21 protein-coding genes are annotated in these 21,208 nt (G+C 69.5%); 7 read left to right on the forward strand and 14 right to left on the reverse strand.

The annotated features are described in order from the left end of the window. The first annotated feature begins 5 nt into the window (after nt 1-5). Both CLU95_RS02990 and CLU95_RS02995 read left to right on the forward strand, forming a co-directional pair. A complete protein-coding gene (locus CLU95_RS02990; RefSeq protein ID WP_099790285.1) occupies nt 6-824 on the forward strand; it encodes an NAD(P)H-dependent oxidoreductase in 819 nt (272 codons plus the stop codon). Between the two features lie 95 nt (nt 825-919). Next, nucleotides 920-1,309 carry a DUF427 domain-containing protein gene (locus tag CLU95_RS02995; protein WP_099790287.1) on the forward strand — a complete coding sequence of 130 codons (390 nt, stop codon included), beginning with the start codon at nt 920-922 and terminating at the stop codon, nt 1,307-1,309. 118 nt (nt 1,310-1,427) lie between these two features. On the opposite strand, the gene CLU95_RS03000 is transcribed toward CLU95_RS02995, so the two are convergent. The 5 genes from CLU95_RS03000 to CLU95_RS03020 all read right to left on the reverse strand — a co-directional run bounded on the left by CLU95_RS03000 (nt 1,428) and on the right by CLU95_RS03020 (nt 4,315). After that, nucleotides 1,428-1,808 (reverse strand): helicase SNF2, encoded by a 381-nt coding sequence (locus CLU95_RS03000; protein ID WP_099790289.1) that lies wholly within the window; start codon nt 1,806-1,808, stop codon nt 1,428-1,430. A 242-nt stretch (nt 1,809-2,050) separates the two neighbouring features. Further along, nucleotides 2,051-2,860 carry an APH(3'') family aminoglycoside O-phosphotransferase gene (locus CLU95_RS03005; protein ID WP_099790290.1) on the reverse strand — a complete coding sequence of 270 codons (810 nt, stop codon included), beginning with the start codon at nt 2,858-2,860 and terminating at the stop codon, nt 2,051-2,053. A gap of 3 nt (nt 2,861-2,863) precedes the next feature. Next, the gene (locus tag CLU95_RS03010) at nt 2,864-3,199 is read right to left on the reverse strand and encodes an SMR family transporter (RefSeq protein WP_099790292.1); all 336 of its coding nucleotides are present in this window, start codon (nt 3,197-3,199) and stop codon (nt 2,864-2,866) included. Nucleotides 3,200-3,313: 114 nt separating this feature from the next. Further along, nucleotides 3,314-3,463 (reverse strand): hypothetical protein, encoded by a 150-nt coding sequence (locus CLU95_RS03015; protein WP_257214520.1) that lies wholly within the window; start codon nt 3,461-3,463, stop codon nt 3,314-3,316. Nucleotides 3,464-3,502: 39 nt separating this feature from the next. Continuing rightward, complete coding sequence (locus CLU95_RS03020) at nt 3,503-4,315, reverse strand: ankyrin repeat domain-containing protein (protein ID WP_099790294.1); 813 nt, start codon at nt 4,313-4,315, stop codon at nt 3,503-3,505. 341 nt (nt 4,316-4,656) lie between these two features. On the opposite strand from CLU95_RS03020, the gene CLU95_RS03025 reads away from it, so the two are divergent. The 5 genes from CLU95_RS03025 to CLU95_RS03045 are packed head-to-tail and all read left to right on the forward strand — an operon-like array spanning nt 4,657 to nt 8,986. After that, nucleotides 4,657-5,757, forward strand: coding sequence for an N-acetyltransferase (locus CLU95_RS03025; protein WP_099790296.1), 1,101 nt, complete (start codon nt 4,657-4,659; stop codon nt 5,755-5,757). Then, nucleotides 5,754-6,605, forward strand: coding sequence for a PA4780 family RIO1-like protein kinase (locus CLU95_RS03030; protein ID WP_099790298.1), 852 nt, complete (start codon nt 5,754-5,756; stop codon nt 6,603-6,605). The genes CLU95_RS03025 and CLU95_RS03030 overlap by 4 nt, the downstream gene beginning before the upstream one ends. Nucleotides 6,606-6,628: 23 nt before the next feature. Further along, entirely contained in the window at nt 6,629-7,558 is a 930-nt protein-coding gene (locus CLU95_RS03035) for an ABC transporter substrate-binding protein (protein WP_099790300.1), read from the forward strand. Nucleotides 7,559-7,571: 13 nt separating this feature from the next. Beyond that, nucleotides 7,572-8,435 carry a GNAT family N-acetyltransferase gene (locus tag CLU95_RS03040; RefSeq protein ID WP_180288516.1) on the forward strand — a complete coding sequence of 288 codons (864 nt, stop codon included), beginning with the start codon at nt 7,572-7,574 and terminating at the stop codon, nt 8,433-8,435. Further along, the gene (locus CLU95_RS03045) at nt 8,432-8,986 is read left to right on the forward strand and encodes an SET domain-containing protein (RefSeq protein WP_099790304.1); all 555 of its coding nucleotides are present in this window, start codon (nt 8,432-8,434) and stop codon (nt 8,984-8,986) included. The genes CLU95_RS03040 and CLU95_RS03045 overlap by 4 nt, the downstream gene beginning before the upstream one ends. A 25-nt stretch (nt 8,987-9,011) precedes the next feature. Here CLU95_RS03045 and CLU95_RS03050 read toward each other — a convergent pair whose 3' ends face one another. From CLU95_RS03050 to CLU95_RS03090, 9 genes are all read right to left on the reverse strand, one after another. Then, nucleotides 9,012-9,308, reverse strand: a complete 297-nt coding sequence (locus CLU95_RS03050) for a DUF1090 family protein (protein ID WP_099797086.1) — start codon at nt 9,306-9,308, stop codon at nt 9,012-9,014. Nucleotides 9,309-9,398: 90 nt separating this feature from the next. Continuing rightward, nucleotides 9,399-9,803, reverse strand: coding sequence for a RidA family protein (locus tag CLU95_RS03055; protein ID WP_099790306.1), 405 nt, complete (start codon nt 9,801-9,803; stop codon nt 9,399-9,401). A 133-nt stretch (nt 9,804-9,936) separates the two neighbouring features. Beyond that, a complete protein-coding gene (locus CLU95_RS03060; protein WP_099790308.1) occupies nt 9,937-10,683 on the reverse strand; it encodes a vWA domain-containing protein in 747 nt (248 codons plus the stop codon). Beyond that, entirely contained in the window at nt 10,587-11,645 is a 1,059-nt protein-coding gene (locus tag CLU95_RS03065) for an ATP-binding protein (RefSeq protein WP_099790310.1), read from the reverse strand. Before CLU95_RS03065 ends, CLU95_RS03060 begins: the two co-directional genes overlap by 97 nt. Then, nucleotides 11,642-15,454 carry a cobaltochelatase subunit CobN gene (gene cobN, locus CLU95_RS03070; RefSeq protein ID WP_099790323.1) on the reverse strand — a complete coding sequence of 1,271 codons (3,813 nt, stop codon included), beginning with the start codon at nt 15,452-15,454 and terminating at the stop codon, nt 11,642-11,644. The genes CLU95_RS03065 and cobN overlap by 4 nt, the downstream gene beginning before the upstream one ends. A 7-nt stretch (nt 15,455-15,461) precedes the next feature. Beyond that, on the reverse strand, nt 15,462-16,529 hold the full coding sequence (cobW, locus tag CLU95_RS03075) for a cobalamin biosynthesis protein CobW (protein ID WP_099790325.1): 1,068 nt from the start codon (nt 16,527-16,529) through the stop codon (nt 15,462-15,464). A gap of 81 nt (nt 16,530-16,610) precedes the next feature. Then, nucleotides 16,611-17,288 (reverse strand): energy-coupling factor ABC transporter permease, encoded by a 678-nt coding sequence (locus tag CLU95_RS03080; RefSeq protein WP_099790327.1) that lies wholly within the window; start codon nt 17,286-17,288, stop codon nt 16,611-16,613. Between the two features lie 73 nt (nt 17,289-17,361). Continuing rightward, nucleotides 17,362-18,900 carry a PepSY domain-containing protein gene (locus CLU95_RS03085; RefSeq protein ID WP_099790329.1) on the reverse strand — a complete coding sequence of 513 codons (1,539 nt, stop codon included), beginning with the start codon at nt 18,898-18,900 and terminating at the stop codon, nt 17,362-17,364. Nucleotides 18,901-18,910: 10 nt separating this feature from the next. After that, on the reverse strand, nt 18,911-21,094 hold the full coding sequence (locus CLU95_RS03090; protein WP_099790331.1) for a TonB-dependent receptor: 2,184 nt from the start codon (nt 21,092-21,094) through the stop codon (nt 18,911-18,913). Between the last annotated feature and the right edge of the window lie 114 nt (nt 21,095-21,208).

Genomic DNA, 21,208 nt, shown 5'->3' on the forward strand with positions numbered 1-21,208 from the left:
ACACCGTGAACATCCTGCTGGTTATTGCCCATCCCGAAGCCGCCTCGCTGAACGGCTCGCTCCATCGCTTCATGGCCGAACGCCTCACGAGCGCCGGCCACTCCGTGCGCGTGTCCGATCTGTACGCGATGCGCTGGAAGCCCGCGCTCGATGCCGACGACTTTCCCGCACGGGACACCGCCGCGCCCTTCGACCCCGTGCGCGATTCGCTGCACGCGTTCGAGGGCGGCACGCAGACCGCGGACATCGCCGCCGAACAAGAGAAGCTGCGATGGGCCGACGCAGTGATCCTGCAGTTCCCGCTGTGGTGGTACTCGATGCCCGCCATCCTCAAGGGCTGGATCGAGCGCATCTACGCCTATGGCTTTGCCTACGGCGTGGGCGAACATTCCGACACACACTGGGGCGACCGCTTCGGCGAAGGCACGCTGGCCGGCAAGCGCGCGATGCTGGTGGTAACGACCGGTGGCTGGGCCTCGCACTACGCCCCGCGCGGCATCAACGGGCCGATGGACGAGCTGCTGTTTCCCATTCACCACGGCATCCTCTACTACCCGGGCTTCGACGTGCTGCCGCCGTTCGTGGTGCACCGCACGGACAAGGTCGATGGCGCAGCCTATGAGCGCATCACCGGCGAGCTGGGCGAGCGGCTCGATACGCTGTGGACCACCGACCCGCTTCCGTTCCGCCCACAGAACGGCGGCGACTACGAAATTCCCGCGCTCACGCTGCGCGAACACATCGCGCCAGGCCGCGCGGGCTTCGGGGTACACCGCAAAAGCAGCGAATCTGAAACTTTGGTTTTCGAATCCAACAGCCTTTAACCACGCCGGAAGCAGGTGGATTCGCTGGAGACTTCAAATCGTCGCGACAACGCAGCAAGATGCGCATCCGCCGATTCGTCCGAAGGAGCTTGTCCATGTTCGCCACGCAAGAACGCACCGTCAAGATTCCGGGCCCCGACCATGCGATCACCATCACGCCGAATCCGATGCGCGTGGTGGTGTCGGTGGGGGGCCATGTCATTGCCAGCTCGCGCGAAGCGCTGACCTTGCGAGAGTCGCATTTCGGCACGGTGCATTACCTTCCGCGCAAGGACGTGCGCATGTCGCTGCTGGAGCGCACCGCGCATGCGACCTATTGCCCGTACAAGGGCGAGTGCGCCTACTACAGCATTCCGGCCGGCGGCGAACGCTCGGTGAATGCGGTGTGGACCTACGAGTCGCCCTACGACTCAGTCGCGCCGATCAAGGACTACGTGGCCTTCTACCCGGACCGCGTGGGCACGATCGAAGAACGCTGCTTCTGACGACGACCCCACTCCGTTCGTGAAAAAACCGGCCCTTGCTTTCGCAAGGCCGGTTTTTCTTTCTCTGACCCGCTGACACCTCGCCACGGGCAACGTGCGCGTGCCTGTTACCGATCTATTACAGCGGCAGTGCGTCACCGCGTGCAGCGGCACGGGCTTCGGCACGCACCGAGGCGCGGTCCAGGCCGCTGGCCAGCACCGGGGCCACGCGGGAGGTCACGGCCTCGCTGTAGGGGTTCTCGCTGCGAGCAGCCACCACGGCCTGGGCGCGGACGGTGTCGCGGCTCACGGTCGAGACAAACACCTGGGCGGGGCCGGCATCGGCGCCTGTGGCGTAGGGGTTGGCGCTGCGTGCGGCCACGACGGCTTGTGCGGCGACGTCGGCGCGGCTGGCGGCCGAGGTCAGCTGATGCACGCCTTCGTAGGTTTCAGCGTGGGCGGCACCGGCGACGGCCATCAGGGCAACAGCAACGGCGGAGAGGATCTTCGAGGCGTTCATGGCGGTTTCCTTCTTCAATTCAGTTCAGTAGTACAAGTGTTTGACTTGGAGGGGTTGAACCGGTCTGGGGTGGGTCACCGTCCCTCTTCTTGAAGGGCGGCCAACTCGCTCGGGGCCTGTTCATCCGGATCAGCTGGAGGGCCGGTCCGTGAGATGAATTGTGCGCGGCGATCTAGGTAAAAACCCGCAGCAAAAGGAACCGCGGCGTTCCCGAAACGGAAACAATGCGACGCGCCGGAGCCTCAACCCCAGGTCAGCGGATCGAGGCGCAGGTAGAAGTCGAGCCGCCCGTCGTCGGGCGCATCGATGCCGAGCTGGGCGTACAGCAAGGCATGCGCGGCGCGTGCGTCCGCCGCATCACGCCAGCTGTCGCGCGCATTGCCCAGCAGCAGCGACAGGTCGACATACCGGTCCGCCGTGCCGAGCCGGCCGACGTCGATCAGGCCCGTGCAGCGCAGCGTCTGCGGATCGACCAGGAAGTTCGGCAGGCAGGCGTCGCCGTGGCACACGACGCAGTCTTGCGCCTCCTGCGCCAGCCGGTGCGGCAGGTCGGCTTGCAACCGCGCCAGCAGCTGCGGCGGCGGCACGTCCTGCTGGCCGGGGTCGAGGAATTCCGGGTTCACTGCGCCGCGTGCGACGACATCGGCGGCGCGGTCGAACATCGCCGACAGCGGACGCGCAAACGGACAGTCGCCAGCAGGAATCTCGTGCAGCACGCGCAAACGCTGCGCCATCGACGGCCAGGCGCGCAGCAGGTCCGTCGCCGACAGGTCGCTGGCCGGCACACCCGGCACCGCCGTCGTGACCAGACAGGCGCCCTCAGGCGTCATGTGCCAGTCGAGCACGCTCGCGGAGCCGACGCCGTACGGCGCGAGCCATTCGGTGCGGCGGCGCTCCTCGTCGAGCTGCGTCGCACCCGCACCGAGTGACACCTTCGCGAACGCAGCGCCATCGCTGCGGCGGAACACCGCATCGCCCGACTCGCCCTCACTGGCCGGCTCCCAGGTCGTGCCAACGGGCAGCCGGGGCAACAGTTGTTCGACCGTGCCCATGCCTCAGTGCCCCACCGATTTCGAGAACACGTTGACGACCACCACGCCCGCGATGATCAGCCCCAGCCCGACGATGGCTGGCGCGTCGAGCGTCTGGCCGAACCAGAGCCAGCTCCCCACCGAGATCAGCACGATGCCCACGCCCGACCAGATCGCATAGGCGATGCCGGTGGGCAACACGCGCAGCGCGAGCGAAAGAAAGTAGAACGACACCGCGTAGCCCACCACCGTGGCCACGCTGGGCCAGAGCCTGGTGAAGCTGTCCGATGCCTTGAGGAAGCTGGTCGCGAGCACTTCGACGACGATCGCAACAGCGAGGTATGCATAGGTCGGGGTCATCGCCGGACTCTAATCGCGCGCGCTCTGCGCGACCTCGGTGGCCTTGCGCGATCCGGGGCCGAAGGCGCGTGCGTTTGACGCTCTCTCGAAGCTGTGCGCACAGCACCGAAAGCTTCAGGGCGGCAGCAGCAGCGGCCCGCAGTTGGTGTCGGTGACGAACACCGCCATGAGCTTCGCGGGCTTCACCGGGTCGGGGTTCTCCGCGAACACATGCAGGGTGTTTGGCGGCGCGAAGAAGGTCTCGCCGCTCTTGAAGGTGCCCACCGGGCCGCCGCCCAGTTGCGCGCGGCGTTGGGCTGGGACTCAGGCGCGCAGATCGACTTCAGGCCGCATCGCCGACGCGCCATTCCAGCGCACCTCGAAGCCCGCGCTGCGGAACTGACTGACCACCAGTTCGCCGACACGCTGCATGTCGGCAGCGCCGCCCTCGGGCGCGCCCCAGAACGCGAGCGAGAGCTGGCTGGTGCGCTTGGCGCGGTTCTGGTCCTGCCGCGTGTAGAAGCAGAAGCCGTGCACGCCGGCCTTCTTGCCGCCGCGCGTGCGGAACGCTTCCGAGCAATCGGAGAAGCCATCGGACTGCGTGTCGCCCGCGTCCTGCAACGCGACCAGACCCGCCTGCGTCAGCGCGGCGAACACCTCGGCGATGCGCGCTTCGGCCGCACGCCACTGCGCGGCGCTCATCTTCACCGGGTCGGGTTCGGGCGGCGGCGGCTCGGGCAGCACATGGCCGGTGATGCGCGACAGCAGCTCGGCCACCTCTTCCTCCATCGCGTTCTCCGTGATGTGGTTACCGTGGCTGTCGCGCACATCGGGGTTGGCGCCCGCATCGATGAGCAGTTGCACCGGCTCCGTGGTCGGCGAAAACTCGGCCGTGAGGTACAGCGCGGTGCGGCCGTCGGTACCGATGTATTCGAGCGGGCTGCCGGCGTCGAGCAGCAGCCGCAGCACGGCCAGGATCGGTTCGAGCTCGGATTCGTTCGTGCCCATCGCGGCGCACTGCAGCGCGGTGAAGCCCTGCTTGTTGACGGCGGCCAGGTCGGCCCCCGCCTCGATGCAGGCGCGCACCGTGTCGACATCGGCTTCGCGCGCCGCGTCGAAGATCTTCTTCGGATTCATGGCATCCCCTGTTGGTTTTTGGATTCTGCCGCAGGCGCTTTGCGCTTCACAGATCGCGCGAACCTCGCTACATTCGACGCCTCGATCAACAAACCGGACTGGAGGTGCGCGATGGAAGACACAGCTATTCACTCTCCCTCCCCCGTACGGTTTGTCGGGTCGCATCCGAACTGCTGCTGAAGCGCTCCCCGCGCACCCGGTGCCGCTGAAGGCACCACCAGCCAGCCCGTTCGACCCTCGCGGTGTTCTGCCGCGACACGCCGTCCGATTCAGACAACCAACGCCACGCCGGCACACCCGTGCCGCGTGCGGTTCGTTCCCTTTTCGAATCAAGGCTCACCATGCTTGAAACCCGTGCCGCCGATGCGCGGCAGTTCGCGACTTCTCCTTTCGATCCGCAGCAGGCGTCCGCTGAAGAATGGGCGCAGGCGCTGGCCTACTGGCGCCAGCGCCACGACGAAGACCATCCGGGCGAACCGCAGCCCGACGACGCCCACACCCAGCAGAACGTGCAACAGCACACACCGCTGCATGTGGTGCACCGCGCCTTCGCGCGGGACGCGCAGGGCCGCATCGTCGGCAGCCTCAACATGGGCGTGCGCCGCGAAGGCTCACCCGACTACGCGACCTTCGCGCCTTTCATCGACGTGTGGGGCGGCGTGCTGCGATCGCACCAACGCCAGGGCGTGGCCAGCACCTTGCTGCACCGGCTGCTGGCGCTGATGGAGGCCCGCGACCCCAGCACAGCGACCTTCAAGACCCACTTGCCGGAAGGCCGCGCGTTCCTCGCGGCCATCGGCGCGACCGAAAAGCACCGCAGCATCGAGAACCGCATGGCCTTCGACAGCCTCGACTGGGCGGCGCTCGCGCGCTGGCGCGCCGACGCTCTGGCGCCCGCGCACGGGTTGCGCCTCGAGATCCACGCAGGCCGCGTGCCCTTCGAGCGGTTGGCCACGCTGATGGCGCCGCTGTCCGCGCTGCTCGAAGACGCACCCACCAGCGCACTCGAACGCGCGCCCATGCGCTTCGAGCTCGAAGGCTTCCACGCCTGGTACGCCGAAATCGACCGCCGCGGAGGCGAGCACTTTCTCGTGCTGCTGCGCGATGCCAATGACGAGGTGGCCGCCGTGTGCGACGCCAGCTGGAACCAGCTGTACCCCGACCGCATGTTCCAGCGCCTCACCGGGGTTGCCCGCCATTGGCGCGGCAAGGGACTGGCCAAGGGCGTGAAGGCGATCATGCTGCAGCTCGTTCGCGAGCGGCACCCCGAGGTGGTGATGGCCATCACCACCAACGCAGAGGTCAACGCGCCCATGCTCGCCATCAACCGCCAATTGGGCTTCGTGCCGTACAGGCATGATGGGGCCTACCAGATCGGCAGGGAAAGCCTGAGGGCCTTCCTCTCGACCCGCCCCCTGGCTGTGCCGGAGGCGCACGCATGAAGACACCCCCCAGACTGCAATCCCTCGTCGACGAGGGCCTGATCGACAGCGTCGTGCGCCAGCTCATGAGCGGCAAGGAAGCCATGGTCTATGTCGTGCGCTGCGGCGAGGAAACGCGCTGCGCCAAGATCTACAAGGAAGCCGACAAGCGCAGCTTTCGCCAGGCCGTCGACTACACCGAGAACCGCCGCGTCAAGAACACGCGCGAAGCGCGCGCCATGGCCAAGGGCACGAAATTCGGCCGCCAGGTGACCGAGGCCATCTGGCAGAGCGCCGAGGTCGACGCGCTCTACCGCCTGGCTGCGGCCGGCGTGCGCGTGCCCACGCCGCACAACTTCCTCGAAGGCGTGCTGCTGATGGACCTGGTGACCGACGCTCACGGCGACGCCGCCCCGCGCCTGAACGACGTGGCCTTCTCGGCCGAAGACGCGCTGCAGCACCACGCCAGCCTGCTGAAAGAAGTGATGCGCATGCTCTGCGCAGGCATCGTGCACGGCGACCTGTCGGAGTTCAACGTGCTGCTGGCCGAAGACGGCCCGGTTATCATCGACCTGCCGCAAGCGGTCGACGCAGCCGGCAACAACCACGCCAAGCGCATGCTGCTGCGCGACGTGGAGAACCTGCGCAACTTCTTCGGGCAGTACGCACCCGCGCTGCTGAAGACGCACTACGGCGACGAGATCTGGCAGCTCTACGAGCGCGGCCTGTTGCGGCCCGAGACCGAGCTCACGGGCACCTTCGTGCGCGAGACGGGCCCTGTCGACCTCAGCAACGTGCTGCGCGAAGTGGACGACGCGCGCTCGGAAGAAGCGGCGCGCCAGCTGCGGATGCAAGCGCCGCGACAATAGCGGGGACTCGCACCCCCGCCCCGATGACTTCCAACGCCCTGCCCCAGCGCCCGCCCTTTGCGTCCATCGCCGCCCGCCACATCGCCCGGGCTGCGGCGGTCGTGGCTCTGGGCATCGGCCCCGCAGCGCATGCGGGCGCCATCCGCCTCGAAGACGACCGCGGCCGCGTGCTCGAGCTGCAGGCGCCCGCCAAACGCATCGTGTCGCTGATGCCCTCGCTCACCGAGACGGTCTGCGCGCTCGACGCCTGCGACCGGCTCGTGGGCATCGACCGCCACGCCAACTGGCCGACAGCGGTGAAGGGCCTGCCACAGGTCGGCGGCATGGACGACGCGAACATCGAGCGCATCGTCGCGCTCAAGCCCGACCTCGTGCTGCTGCGCCCGCGCAGCCGCGCTGCCGAGACGCTGGAGCGCCTGGGCATCAAGGTGCTGGCGCTCGACGCCAAGACCCATGCCGACATGCGCCGCGTGATGGAAACCGTGGCCCGCGCCACCGGCAGGCCGGGCGCGGGCGAGGCCTTCTGGCGCACCCTCGATGCGCGGCTGAACGCAGCGCGCGCCCGCGTGCCGCTGAACTGGCAGGGGCGGCGCGTGTACTTCGAGGTGCACGGCGGCGTGGCCGCTGCGAGCGAAAGCTCCTTCATCGGCGAGACCCTGGCGCGCCTGGGCCTGGTCAACGCGGTGCCGGGCTCGCTCGGCCCCTTCCCCAAGATGAACCCCGAGTTCGTGGTGCGCGCCAACCCCGACGTGCTGATGGTTTCGGCCCTCGGCGAAATCTCGGCCATGGCGACGCGGCCCGGCTGGTCGGCCCTGTCGGCCATCCAGCGCGGGCGCGTCTGCAGCTTTGCCTCCGCGCGCTTCGACCTGATGATGCGGCCCGGCCCCCGGCTCGACGAGGCGGCCGACGCCATCGTGAATTGCCTCGCGTCGCTGGATGCGCCGCGCAACTGACCCTCCTCTCCCCATGAACTTCGACATCGTTCCCGCCGCGAACTTCGGCACCGACGAACTCACCGCGCTCTGGAACCGCGCCTACGAGGACTACTTCGTGCCGATCGCATTCGATCGCGCGATGTTCGAGCGGCATGTGCGGCGCGCCGAAGCCGACCTTGCGCTCTCGCGCGTGATCGTCGTCGATGGCGACGCCTGTGGCCTCTCGCTCGTCGGCCGACGTGGGCCGCGTGCCTATCTCGCGGGCTTCGGCATCGCGAGCGCCCAACGGCGCCGGGGGCTGGCGAAGCAGCTCATCGAGGCGCAGCTGCGCGACCTGGCGGCGGCCGGCATCGCGCAGGTGCAGCTCGAAGTGATCGAGCAGAACCCGGCGCGACAGCTCTACCGGCAAGCGGGTTTCGTCGAGGTCCGCACGCTCGAGGTGCTCGAAGGCAGCTTCGAGCCTCGCGCCGATGCAACCTCGACGGCGCCCGACACCGACACGCTCGCCGCCGTGCATGCGGCCTGCACCGCCCTCTCGAGCCCCACCTGGCGCCGCGAGTGGCCGACCGTGCAAGGCGCGCTGGCGCACGACGGCGCCGTGGCCCTGGGCACGGCAACGGGCGGCTACGCCATCCTCCTGCCAACGACCCTGCCGCTGAACACGTTGCTCGACGCCGCAGCACTCGACGAGGCCTCCGCCCACGCGCTGCTCAACGCGCTCGCCCAGGCACGCCCCGGTGCACGCTGGCGGCTGGTCGACGAGCCCGAGGGCAGCCCGATGCACCGCGCCCTGACCGCACGCGGCGCCACCCTTGTCATCCGCCAGATCGAGATGACCGCGACACTCCAGCCCACCTCTTCTTTTTCCGATTCCTCGCGCCCCGCCCGTTCATGAAGCCCAACAAGCGAACCTCGTCCACCCCGTTCATCCGCGTGGGCCCCAGCGGCGTGCACGGCCTGGGCGCCTTCGCCACGCGCGACCTGCCGTCTGAAGCCTTCCTCGGCCTGTACGAAGGCCGCCGCTACACCAAGCAGGAAGTCGCCGCCAAGGCCTGGGACGACCAGCTCACCTACCTGTTCACGCTGACGACCGGCGAGACCATCGACGGCGCCAAGGGCGGCAACGCCACGCGCCACCTGAACCATTCCTGCGAGCCGAACTGCGAGGCGGTCGAGGAGTTCGACGAGGCGGGCGAGATGGTGCTGCGGTTCCAGACGATGGAGGCGGTGGAGGCCGGCGACGAGCTGTTCATCGACTATTCGCTGACGGCGGACGATGGCTCGCCGCCGTCGAAGTACCCCTGCCATTGCGGCTCGGCGAACTGCCGCGGGACGATGCTGGCGCCGGTGGAGGCCGTGGCGGAGAAAGACGGGTCGGCCACCCCCGCCGATGTGCTGCCGGCTGTTTCAGACCCGCGCAGGCCGCTCAGCGAACTGCCCTGGTGAGGTAGCGGCAACGAGCCGCCAAGGCTCAGGGCGACTCGCTCTTCACGCTGCGCAGCTGCGCCTCCGCGCGTTCGAGTTCGGTGCGCAGCGTGCGGATTTCGTGTTCCAGCTTTTCGATGCGCGCTTCGCGGTTCAGCGGCGCCAGCGTGTGGCAGCGCAGCTGCAGCGCACTCAGGGTGTCGGCCAGCTCACGCCGGCGCAGCATCTGGCCGCGAGAACGGGCCAGGGCCATGTCGCGCTCCAGCACCGCTTCCTGCGCCTTGCACTCTTCGGCACTCAACGGCTGCGCAGTCACCTCGGTTTGGGCAAAGGCGGCAGGCATGGCCAGGGTCAACGCAAGGGCCAGGAGACAGTGTTTCGGACGCATGCCGTACGGTACCCGAACTCCCTGGCGGAAACGGCCTTCAGCCCTTCAGGCTGCAGTCGTTCTGGCGATGCACTTGATCTCGATCAACCAGTCCGGGCTGCCGAGCCGTGCCACCTGCACCAGCGTCTGCGACACCTGCGGCTCGCCGCCGAACATCTCGGCGCGCAAGGCGAACAGCGCATCGGCCTGGCCGAGGAAGCCGTCGATGTCGGTCACGAACAGGGTTTCGTCCACGATGTCGGCCATCGAGGCGCCGAAGGATGCGAGCACGCTGCGCACGTTGGCGTAGGCCTGCCGCACCTGCGCCGCGATGTCGCCGGCGCCGAGGGTGTGGCCCTCGCCGTCCACGCTCACCTGGCCCGAGAGATAGATGGTGTCGCCGACCTGCACGCCGTCGGCAATGATGTTTTTGAACGCGCCTTCGCGCACCACGCGCCTTGCTGCTGCCATGTCGTTTCCTTGCTGGGATGGGTTCGGCGGCAGTATCGAAGGGAAGTGTCGCCGTGCATGCCCCTGCGCGAGATGAGCCTTTGGCGCGAAGGCCGATCACAGCGTCCGAAGACGCGCCATCGCTTCCTGTGCTTCAACCTGGGCGGTCGGCAAGCAGGTAGCGCGCCTGCCAGCGTTCGGCCAGCTGCTGCGCGCGATGCAGCGGAAGGCGCGCCGCCTCGAAGTCGACCACGCAGGCCACATCGGCGGCTTCGGGCCGCGCGGGGTTCTCGCTGCTGCGGCCGTCGGTCAGCAGCCACAGCCAGCGCTGCCGCGCCTCGCTGCGCACCAGCAACTGTTCGGCGCGTTCCACGCCCAGCGCGAGCGGCGTGCCCCCACCGGCCGCGATGGGCGCGATCCAGTCGTCGTTCCAGGCGCTCGCGCGGCGCGGCGGCAGGCGCAGCTCGACCACGTCGCCAGCAAAGCACAGCAGTGCCACATGGTCGCGCCGCTGGTACGCCTCCTGCATCAGCGCGAGCAGCAGGCCCTTGGCGCGCGCGAGGTTGCCGTCATGGCGCATCGAGGCCGAGCAGTCGAGCAGGAAGCAATGCAGCGTGCCGCTGCGCGCCTCCTGCGGGCGATGGCGCAGGTGCGCGGCCTGCAGCCGGTCGGCGCCACGGGCGACGAGCGTGCGCGGCCAGTCGAAGGCGGTGCCGGGCGCGGCGGCGCCGTGCCAGGCGTCCCGTTGCGTGCCCTGCCTCCGGTCACCCTGGCGTGCGCCAGCGGGTGCGGCGTCCCGGAGGCTCAGGCTTTTTTTGGGGCGGCCTGCTGTGCGGAAATCAGCGGACGCAGCGGCTTCACGCGCTCGATGCCGACGGGCTCGGGCGGCATGGCGCCCCATTCGCTGTCGCCAGCATTGCGCGTGGGTGCGTCACCGGGGTTGCGGCGGGGTGCGGGTGACTCCATCGGGGGCGCCACGGACGCTTCAGCCGACGGATGGCGACGGTGCAGCAGCACCGCCTCGACCACGCGCTGCACGTGGTCGTCGGTGATCGATGCCGCACCTTCCCACGCCGCGAGCGCGCGTGCGGAGCGCAGCATCACGAGGTCGGCACGCAAGCCATCCACGCCTGCCGCGATGCACAACGCGCCGACGGATTCGTGCACCGCATCGCCATACGGCAGCGCCGCAGCGTCTGACACGAGGCTTCGCGCACGCACCAGCGCGGCGGCGAGCGCTGCCTCTTCATCCGCGTGTGCGGCGCGGAAGCCCTGCGGATCGGCATCGAAAGCCAGCCGTGCGCGCACGATGGCCTGCCGCTCGGCCGCATCCTGCAGATTGCGCAACCGCACGCACAGGCCGAAGCGGTCGAGCAGCTGCGGGCGCAAGGTGCCCTCTTCCGGGTTCATGGTGCCCACCAGCACGAAGCGCGCGGCGTGCCGGTGCGAGATGCCGTCGCGCTCCACCACGTTGACGCCGCTGGCCGCCGCATCGAGCAGCGAGTCGATCAGCGCGTCGGGCAGCAGGTTGATCTCATCGACATACAGCACGCCGCCGTGGGCGCGCGCCAGCAGGCCCGGCGCGAACCTGAGTTCGTGGCCGGCCAGCGCCTGCCCGAGGTCGAGCGTGCCCACGAGGCTTTCGAGGCTCGCGCCCAGCGGCAGCGTGACGAAGGGCGCGCCGGGCAGCAGCTCGGCGAGCGCGCGCGCGGCCGTGGTCTTGGCGGTGCCGCGCGGGCCTTCGATGAGCACGCCGCCCAGCGCAGGATCGACCGCGGCCAGCAGCAGCGCCTGACGCAGCTGCGGCTGGCCGGCGATCGCGGCAAAAGGGAACGGCACCGGCATCGGGGCGGCTGTGGTCATCGGGGGCTTCCTTCCATCTGCTGCTCGTGGTCGAGCAGCAGGTTTTCCAATTGGTCCTTGTAGTCGCCGGGCGACTGCCAGAGGCCGCGCTGCATGGCTTCGAGCAGGCGGTTGAGCATGTCCTGCAGCGCGCGCGGATTGTGCGCGTTCACGAAGTCGCGGGTGGCCTCGTCGAGCACGTAGGCGTCGGCCACCATCGCGTACTGGTGGTCGCCGACCACGCGCGCGGTGGCATCGAAGCCGAACAGGTAATCGACCGTGGCAGCCATCTCGAAGGCACCCTTGTAGCCGTGGCGCTTCACGCCGTCGATCCACTTCGGGTTGACCACGCGCGAACGGATCACGCGGCTGATTTCTTCCTTCAGCGTGCGCACGCGCGGCGCCTGCGGGTTGCCGTGGTCGCCGTGGTACATCGCGGGCTGCTGCCCGCTCAGGTGACGCACGGCAGCGGCCATGCCGCCCTGGAACTGGTAGTAGTCGTTGGAGTCGAGCAGGTCGTGCTCGCGGCTGTCCTGGTTCTGCAGCACGACGTTCATGGCGCGCAGCCGCCGCACCAGCGCATCGCTGGCCGGCACGCCGTCGCTGCCCTGGCCGTAGGCGTGGGCGCTGCCGCCGACGTAGGCCTTCGACAGGTCGTCGTCGGTCTGCCAGTCGCCGTGGTCGAACAGCGGCTGAAGCCCCGAGCCATAGCTGCCGGGCGCGGAACCGAACACGCGCCAGCCGGCCTGCGTGCGCGCCTCGCCGGGTGCCACGCCCTGCGCTTCGAGCGCCGCGGCCTCGCGCAGGATGCGTGCGCGGATCGGGTTGCGCTCGGCGTCTTCGTCTTCCTGCGCGGCCACGGCCTGCACGGCCGCGTCGAACATCTGCACGGCGTTGGGAAAGGCATCGCGGAAGAAGCCCGAGATGCGCAGCGTGACATCGATGCGCGGACGGCCGATGCCGACCGTGGGCAGCACCTCGAAGTCGACCACGCGCTGGCTGCCCGGCGCCCACTTGGGGCGCACGCCAATCAACGCGAAGGCCTGCGCCAGATCGTCACCGCCGGTGCGCATGGTGGCCGTGCCCCAGACCGACAGGCCCAGCGCGACCGGGTAGTCGCCGTGCTCCTGCAGATGGCGTTCGACCAGCTGCGCAGCGGATTTGAGCCCGAGCATCCAGGCCGTGGGCGTGGGGATGGCGCGCGTGTCGACCGCGTAGAAGTTGCGCCCGGTCGGCAGCACGTCGGGCCGGCCGCGCGAGGGCGAACCGCTCGGGCCCGGCGGCACGAATCGGCCTTGCAGTGCGCGCGACAGCTGACGCAGTTCTTCCCCGCCGCACGCATCGAGCGCGGGTGCGAGGCGGTTCGCGATGCGACCCATCACTGCAGCGGTGCACGGCAGTCCGGCCGGGCACGCGTCCGCCTCGAGCAGCTGCTGGGCCAGCAGCTCCAGCCGCTCCCGCGTGTCGCCCTGGTGGCGCCACGCCTCGTCGCTCACGGCCGCCAGCAGTGCGGGTCGCGCCCCCTGCCAGGGTTTCGCCGCGTCGATGTCGAGCGGGTCGAAGACCTCGCCGGGCAACAGGTCGGCCGCAAGCGCACCGAGCAGCCCGGCGTTCTCGCCCGCGCCATCGCCGGCCGGGTAGCGCGCGAGCGCGAGCAACGTGTCGCGCCGCAGCCGTGCGCGCGGCGAGTCGCCGAAGACATGCAGGCCGTCGCGGATCTGGGTCTCTTTCAGCTCGCACAGGTACGCATCGACGCGCGCCAGCACGGCATCGTCTTCCGCACCTGGCATGCCCAGTTCTTCGACCAGATGCTGGGCGCGCACGGTCGCGAGGATCTGCGCGCGCAGCACCTTGGCGCGGCGCGCGTCGACCAGCAGCGCGTCGTAGTACTCGTCGACCTGGCGCTCCAGGTCCTGCAGCGGGCCGTGGTTCTCGGCGCGCGTGAGCGGCGGCATCAGGTGGTCGACGATCACGGCCTGCGTGCGGCGCTTGGCCTGCGCGCCCTCGCCGGGGTCGTTGACGATGAAGGGGTAGACGTTGGGCAGCGGCCCCAAGATGGCGTCGGGCCAGCAGGTCTGCGAGAGCGCGAGGCTCTTGCCCGGCAGCCATTCGAGGTTGCCGTGCTTGCCGACGTGGACCACCGCGTCGATGGCGAACACATCGCGCAGCCAGAAATAGAACGCGAGGTAACTGTGCGGCGGCACCAGCTCGGCGTCGTGGTAACTCGCGTAATCGGCCAGGCCCAGCGGGCCGAGTGCGCGCGCCGGCTGGATGCCGACGAACACGCGGCCCAGCCGCAGCCCGGCGATCATGAAGCGACCCTGGCGCAGCATCGGGTCGTGTTCGGGCGGGCCCCATTGCGCATCGATGGCGGCGGCCATGCCCTCGGGCAGCGCCGCGAGGCGGGCGCGGTAGTCGGCGAGCGCGTAGCTCTGCCACGCGGGCCGCGCGGCCCACTGGGCGGGATCGTTGGCGATGCCCTCCTGCAGCGTGCGCATCAGTGCGTCGCCGTCCGCGGGCAACGCGTCGAGCGTGTAGCCCTCGGCCTGCATCGTGCGCAGGATGGCCATCACCGAGGCCGGCGTGTCCAGCCCCACGCCGCTGCCGATGCGGCCTTCGCTGCCGGGGTAGTTCGCCAGGATCAGCGCGACGCGTTTTTCATCCGCGCGCAGGCTGCGCAGCCGGCACCAGCGGCGCGCCAGCTCGACCACGAAGGCGATGCGATCGGGCTCGGGCCGATAGCCGACCACCTCGGTCTGCGTGAGTTCGCAGCGGTGCGACAGGCCCTTGAAGCTCACGGCGCGCGTGACGATGCGCCCGTCCATCTCGGGCAGGGCAATCTGCATCGCGATGTCGCGCGGGCGCAGGCCCTGGCTGTCAGCAAGCCAGTCTTCGCGGTTGCCGCCGCTCACGATCACCTGCAGCACGGGCGCGTCGCCGGCCAGTGCCACGGGCTCACCACTCTCGTCCGAAGCGCCCTGCCCCAACGCAGCGAAAGCGGTGGTGTTGAGCACCAGCTGCACGTCGTGCTCGGTGCACAGCGCGCGCAGTGCGGACAGGCACAGCGGGTCTTTCAGCGAATCGAGCGCCACGGGCAGCGGGTTCAGTCCTTCGGCATGCAGCGCGGCGGCCAGCGCATCGAAGGCTTCGGTGTTGCCCGACAGCAGGTGCGATCGGTAGAACACCAGCGCCACCACGGGCGCGTTCGCGTGCCAGCCAGCACGCAGGTCGTCGATGCCCGCGACCGTGTGCGTCGCGTCGATGCCACCCGGCACATGCAGCGCCACCTGCGGCAGGCTGCGCGGCGGCAACGGCGCCTCGCCATGGCCCAGGCCATGGAAGGCCACCGCGCGCAGGAACTGCGCCGCATTGCCCGCGCCGCCCGAGCGCAGGTACTGCCAGAGCTGCCGGCTCACGCCGCGCGCCGCGGTGCCGCGCGCGAGCAGGTCTTCGTCTTCCTGCAGGTCGCCCGAGAACATCGCGAGCTGCTGGCCCTGGCGCTTGGCGAGCTTCTCGAGCTGCTGCAGCCCGTAGGCCCAGGCCGATTCGGCCCCCAGGTGATCGACCACCACCACGCGCGCATGCCGCAGCACCTCGTCGATGTACAGGTCGAGCGACGCGGGCTGGCGCAGGTGCATGAGATTGGCCAGCCGCAGCGACGGGTAGCCGGGGTCGGTGGCAGCCAGCGCGGTGCGCGCGGCGGCGAGCAGCGCGAGCGTGGTGTCGGCCGAGCTGAGCACCACGATGTCGCCCGGCGTCTGGTCGAGCCGGGTGACGACGCTCGGATCGTCTTCGACGAAGCGTCCGGGCTGGGTGCTCAGCAGGTGCATGCGTTGATCAGGCAGGCACGGCGGCCACGCCTTCGAGCGCCGTGCGCAGCGCGGCCTCGTCGAGGTCTTCGCCGATGAACACGAGGCGCGTGCGCTGCGCTTCGCCGTCGCGCCAGCGGCGGTCGAAGTGGTGGTCGAAGCGGCGGCCCACGCCTTGCACCAGCAGGCGCATCGGCTTGTTCGGCACGGCGACGAAGCCTTTCACGCGGTAGATGGTGTGCTGCTCGACCAATGCGGTCAGCACGGCAATGAGGCTGTCGCAGTCCACGGGCGGCAGCTCGATCACGAGCGAGTCGAACTCGTCGTGGTCGTGGTCTTCCTCGTGGTCGTGGTGGCTCTCGCGCAGGTGGATGGTGGTCTCGGCGGCGCGGCCCTGGCCCAGCAGCAGCGCGAGCGGCAGCTTGCCTTCGGTGGCGCCGACGATCTTCACCTCGGGCGGCAGCTCTTCGCGCACCAGCGCCTCGACCTGCGCGCGCGCGGCGGCGTCCATCAGGTCGGTCTTGTTGAGCACCACGAGGTCGGCGGCCGAGAGCTGGTCTTCGAACAGCTCGTGCAGCGGCGATTCGTGGTCGAGGTTGGGATCGGCGCGACGCTGCGCGTCGACCTGTGCGGGGTTCGCGGCGAACTGCCCCGACGCGGCGGCGGGGCCGTCGACCACGGTGACCACCGAATCGACGGTGAAGATGTTCGCGATGTCGGGCCACTGGAAGGCCTGCACCAGCGGCTTGGGCAGCGCCAGGCCCGAGGTTTCGATGATCACCGCATCGATGTCGCCGCGCCGCTCGGCCAGTTGCAGCATCACGGGCAAAAACTCTTCCTGCACGGTGCAGCAGACGCAGCCGTTGGCCAGTTCGTACAGCGCACCTTCACGCTCGTTGCCCTCGTCGTCGCAGCCGATGCCGCAGCCGCGGAGGATGTCGCCGTCGATGCCGAGTTCGCCGAACTCGTTGACCACCACCGCGATGCGGCGGCCCTCGGCATTGCCGAGGATGTGGCGCAGCAGCGTGGTCTTGCCGCTGCCGAGGAAGCCCGTGACGATGGTGACGGGGATCTTGGCGTTGCTGTTGGATGTCATGGAGTGAGTGCTTTCAGGCGCCGAGAGCGCACAGGGAATCGGGCGCCGGCGAGCGGCGCCCCCTCTTCAGATTGGCGCGAATCAGACGGCGCTGTACAGGCGGCGCTCGACGAGGGCCGTGCCCTGCAAGCGACGCCAGGCCTTGGCCGCAGCCAGCACGCCCAGGTCGACCAGCGGCTCGACCAGCACGACGGTCATGTAGGCCGCGCCGAAGCTGGCGATCTGGCTCAGGTTCTCAAGCCCCGTGCCGCGGCCGTAGAGGGCCCAGAAGCCGACCCACACCACGATGCCGCCCTGGTAGGCCACCGACAGCTTGAAGGCCTGCTGGTAGCTGATGTCCACGTAGGCCATGTTCGCCGGAATGATGCGGCGTGCCAGCGCGGCGGTGGCGAACAGCGGCACAAGCAAGGTCGTGACGTTCATGCCGTACTGCGGCAGGTCCGGTGGCGCGAAGAACAGGCTCTGGATGAGCAACCCGCCCGCCAGGCCGATGGCCGCAGGCGCGAGCCCGAAGAGGAGCATCAGCGTGGTGCCCAGGATCAGGTGCACTTCAGAGACGCCCACGGGATGGTGCGGGAACACCTCGAAGAAGCAGAACACGAGCATCACGGTGAAGACCGAGCGCAGCGCCAAGCCGATGGGGCCGTCCTTCAGCAAGGTGTCGAAGGCGACTTTGCCTGTGTAGGCCAGCGCAGCCGCCCCTGTGGCATAGCTGAGGAAGATCTTGGATCCGTCGACGAGTCCGGGTTCGATGTGCATCGCGCACCTCCTGAAATGCACCGAAGTGCGAAAGTTGATTGTTGGGGGATGGACCGGCTTGCGCAAGTCCCCGTCATGAAACCCGGGAGCCTTGCAGCCCCCGCTGAACGGGCGATGGCTGTGGCTTGCGCCGCAGCCGCCGCCAGCCGATCACCACGCCGCTCGCCGAAGCGACGACGCCGATGATCGACAGGAACCACACCACGAAATCCCAGGCCGGCCGGTACTGGATGAGCCAGGGAAAGTCGAGGCTGTGCGCGGCGTTGAAGAGCCAGCGGCGCAACCGCGCGTTGCGGTCGTTGCTGCCGGCCACCTGGCCGCTCGTGGGGTCGATGTAGAGCCAGCTGCGCGCGGCGTCGTTGAATTCGAGCCGCCACACGGGCAGCACGCGCGTGCGGTGGTGGCCGTACCAGTGAAAGTCTTCGTGCGTCTGCAGCGTGGCCTGCGTGATCGTGGCGCCGGGGCGCAGGCGTGCGGCGGCGCGCTCGATGTCTTCGCGGGCGATGGCGGCCGGTGCGCCGGTCGCTGCATTGATCACCTGCACGCGGGCCTGCGCGTCGCGCAGTTGCAGCAACGGCTTGCCGTCGAACCACATCAGCAGCGCCTCGCGCGGTGCGTCAGCGCCCTCGCCTGTCGGCAGCACCGCTGGCGGCCAGGGGAACGGCGATGCGCCGGCGCCCGTGTAGCGCGCCATCGCTGCGGCATCGGCGGGTCCGCGCTGGAACCAGCCATTCGGGTTCATCGAGAGCCAGCCGCTCACGATCCAGGTCAGCACGAAGAACCCGCCGATGAGCCCGGCGATGTGGTGCCAGGCCATCCAGCCGGTGTACGGCGTGACCGCGCCGCTGCGAAAGCGTCGACGCAGCCGGATGCGCAGGATGCCGATGACGATGCCCGTCACGGCCGAGACGATGCAGGCGGCCGACAGCCACACGACCACGTCGTGCCACAGCGGCGGGTCGGCGCGCAACGGCGTGAAGTAGATCCAGTGCGGCACGGCGCCCAGCCAGTTCCAGAAGCGCTCGGTGCGCGTGGTGTCGCGCACCACCTCGCCGGTGCGCGAAGACACGTACAGCTCGGTGCCCGCCACGTCACCGACGTCGATGCGGTGCAGCGGACGCAGCGGGTTCAGGCCCTGCGGCACGGTCCACTGGTCGCGCTCCAGCGTCTCGGCCCAGCGTGCACCGGGCTGCGCGGAGAAGTCGCGGGCGATGGCCTCGGCCTGCGCCGCATCGACCGGGCCGAGCACACGGCCATCGCGCGCGGACACGGCATGCCGCCCGCCGCGCGCATCGACGATGCGCCACACGGGCTGCGCGTCGGCACCGGCCTGCATCTCGAGCGCCATGCGGCGGGGCTGCTGCGCGCGCACCGCGGGCGGCAAGGCATCGAGCGCGGCGGACGGCGTGACCACCGCCTGCGCGAAGCGCACCGGGCCGAGCCCCGCGAGCCGCTCTTCGTCGGTGAGGTTCGGGTACCCCACGTACATCATGACCACGCCCGAGACGAACCACATGACGAACAGCAGGCAGCCGCCGATGCCCAGCCATCGGTGCGTCCAGTACAGCGCCCGCCGCAGCGGGGGCCATGCGCGTTGCCATGCGGTGCTCATGAGGCCTTGCTCAGAAGTTCACCAGCGCCGACAGCTCGAACGAGCGCGGCCGGCCCAGCAACCACTGGTTGCCGCCGTTCGAAAACGAGACCGGGTACTTGCGGTCGGCCAGGTTGAAGGCGCGCAGCGCGAGCTTGAGCGACGGGTTCGCCTGCCAGCTCACGCCCGCATCGGCCACGGTGTACGAACCGATCTGCCGCGTGTTGGCCGCATCGACCTGCCGCGCGCCGACATGGCGCACGCCGAACTCGGCCTCCCACTGCGGCAGGAAGCGCCAGTGCAGCCACAGGTTGGCCGCCACCTCGGGCACGCCAGCCGGCGTGTTGCCCGCGCGCGAGACCAGCGACTTGCCGACCGCTTCGTTGAAGTCGTCATAGCGCGCACGCAGCCGCGCGGCGTTGGCTTCGAGCCGCAGCGTGGAGGTCAGCGCCAGGTCGAGCGTGGCCTCGATGCCTTCGGACGACTGCTTGCCGACCTGCTGGGTGAGGGTCGGGTCGTTCGCGTCGCGCGACAGCAGCTTGTCCTTCTCGATGCGGTAGGCGGCCACGCTCCACGCGCCGCGGCCTTCGGCCAGCTGGCGCTTGTAGCCCACCTCGACCTGATTGCCGGTGCTGAGTTCAAACGGCACCTGCGTGGCCGACGTGCTGATGAGCCCGGTGAGCGGATCGGCCGCGCGCGCCACCTGCGCATAGAACGACTGCGCGGCGTCTGGCGCGTAGACCACACCGAGGCGGCCGGTGGCGTACTCGAAGGTCTTGTCCAGGCGCGGGGCGCGGTTCTGCGGATCGGTGCGCACGATCTTCGCGTGGTCCCAGCGCAGGCTGCCGACCACCGACCACTGCGCGTTGAAGGCCAGCTTGTCTTCGGCGAAGAAGGCGTAGGTGCTCGTCTTCGTCTTGTAGCGCGGCAGGTAGGCCGTGGGCGACACGTAGTAGCCGGGATTGAAGACAAAAGCGTCGACCACCGAGCGCCCGCCGTAGGGCGTGTCGCTCGAATTCAGGAAGTCGATGCGGTTCACGTCGAAGCCCACCAGCATCTGGTTCTTCAGGCCGAACAGCGCGTGCTTGAAGGTGGCGTCGGTGCGGTTGCCGATCTGCTCCTGGTCGTGGCCGATCTCCAGGTAGTCGCCGCGCGTCACGCGGTTCGTGGCGGCGCTGTAGGTGTAGGTTTCGCTGTCGCGCCAGTGGCGCTTGCTGTCCAGGCGGTAGAGCTGGTTGCGCACGGTGACGGCGTCGTTGGGCGTCCACTGCGCATCGAGGCGGGTCCAGCGGTCGCGGTACTTGACCTCGGCGTCGTCGAGGTTGTAGTTCTGCTCGCGGTTCAGGCTGCTCACGCGGCCGTTGATGAGCGGCACGCCGAAATAGCGCTGCGGCGTCTGGCGGCCCTCGTCGTGCGAGAGCGTGAACTGCAGCTGCGGCGACACATCGAGCCGCACCGCGCCGCCCACGGCCAGGCTCTCGGCCTCGCCGCGCACCATGAAGCCGTCGGTCCTGCGGTGGCTGATGTCGAAGCGGTACGAGAGCATGTCGTTGATCGCCCCGCCGCTGCCGAAGGCGACCTGGCGCGTGGCGTCGGAGCCCACGGTCACGAGCGCTTCGTTGCGAATCGGGCCGCGCGTGGGCTTCTTGGGCACCACGTTGATCGCGCCGCCGATGGCGCCCTCGCCGAACATCACCGAGGCGGCGCCGCGCAGCACCTCGATGCGGTCGGTCGACCAGGTGTCGAACGGGAAGGTGACGGTGCCCGCGCCCACGTACAGACGCGTGCCGTCATACAGCTGCATCACCGAGCCGTGGCCGTTGAAGCCGCGCGCCGACAGCGACGAGCCGCCGTTGCCCGGCGCGGGCGAGCCCGTGATGCCGGTGGCGCGGCTCGCAGCCTCGACCACCGACACGTCGCCGCGCGCGCGGATGGTGTCGCCGGTGAGCACCTCGATGCTGGCCGGCGTTTCGAGTGGCGTGAGGCCCAGGCGGCTGCCGGTCTGCGTGGGCTCGTCCAGGGCCAGCGGCGTGTGGCGGCTGGCTTCGACCTGCACGGGCGCGAGGCTGGGGCGGCCCGCCGTGTCGCCCGACTGGGCCAGAGCTGGCCCGCATGCGAGGCCGAGCCCCAATGAAATGCCTGAAAGACCCGAAAGGCGTGCCCGTTGCAGGGGCAGGCCCGGGCGATCGCGCAAGGGCAGCGATGCCTGATTCATCCGATTTCTCCTCCGGCCCGCGTCCCCGCAGGCTCCTGACCGATCGAGGACGAAGAGGGAGAAGAGACTGAGGGCGGTGCCGTTTCGCGCGAGGGGAAAGGGCAGGCCCGGACA

The organism is Variovorax sp. 54, from assembly GCF_002754375.1.
GTDB lineage: Bacteria > Pseudomonadota > Gammaproteobacteria > Burkholderiales > Burkholderiaceae_C > Variovorax.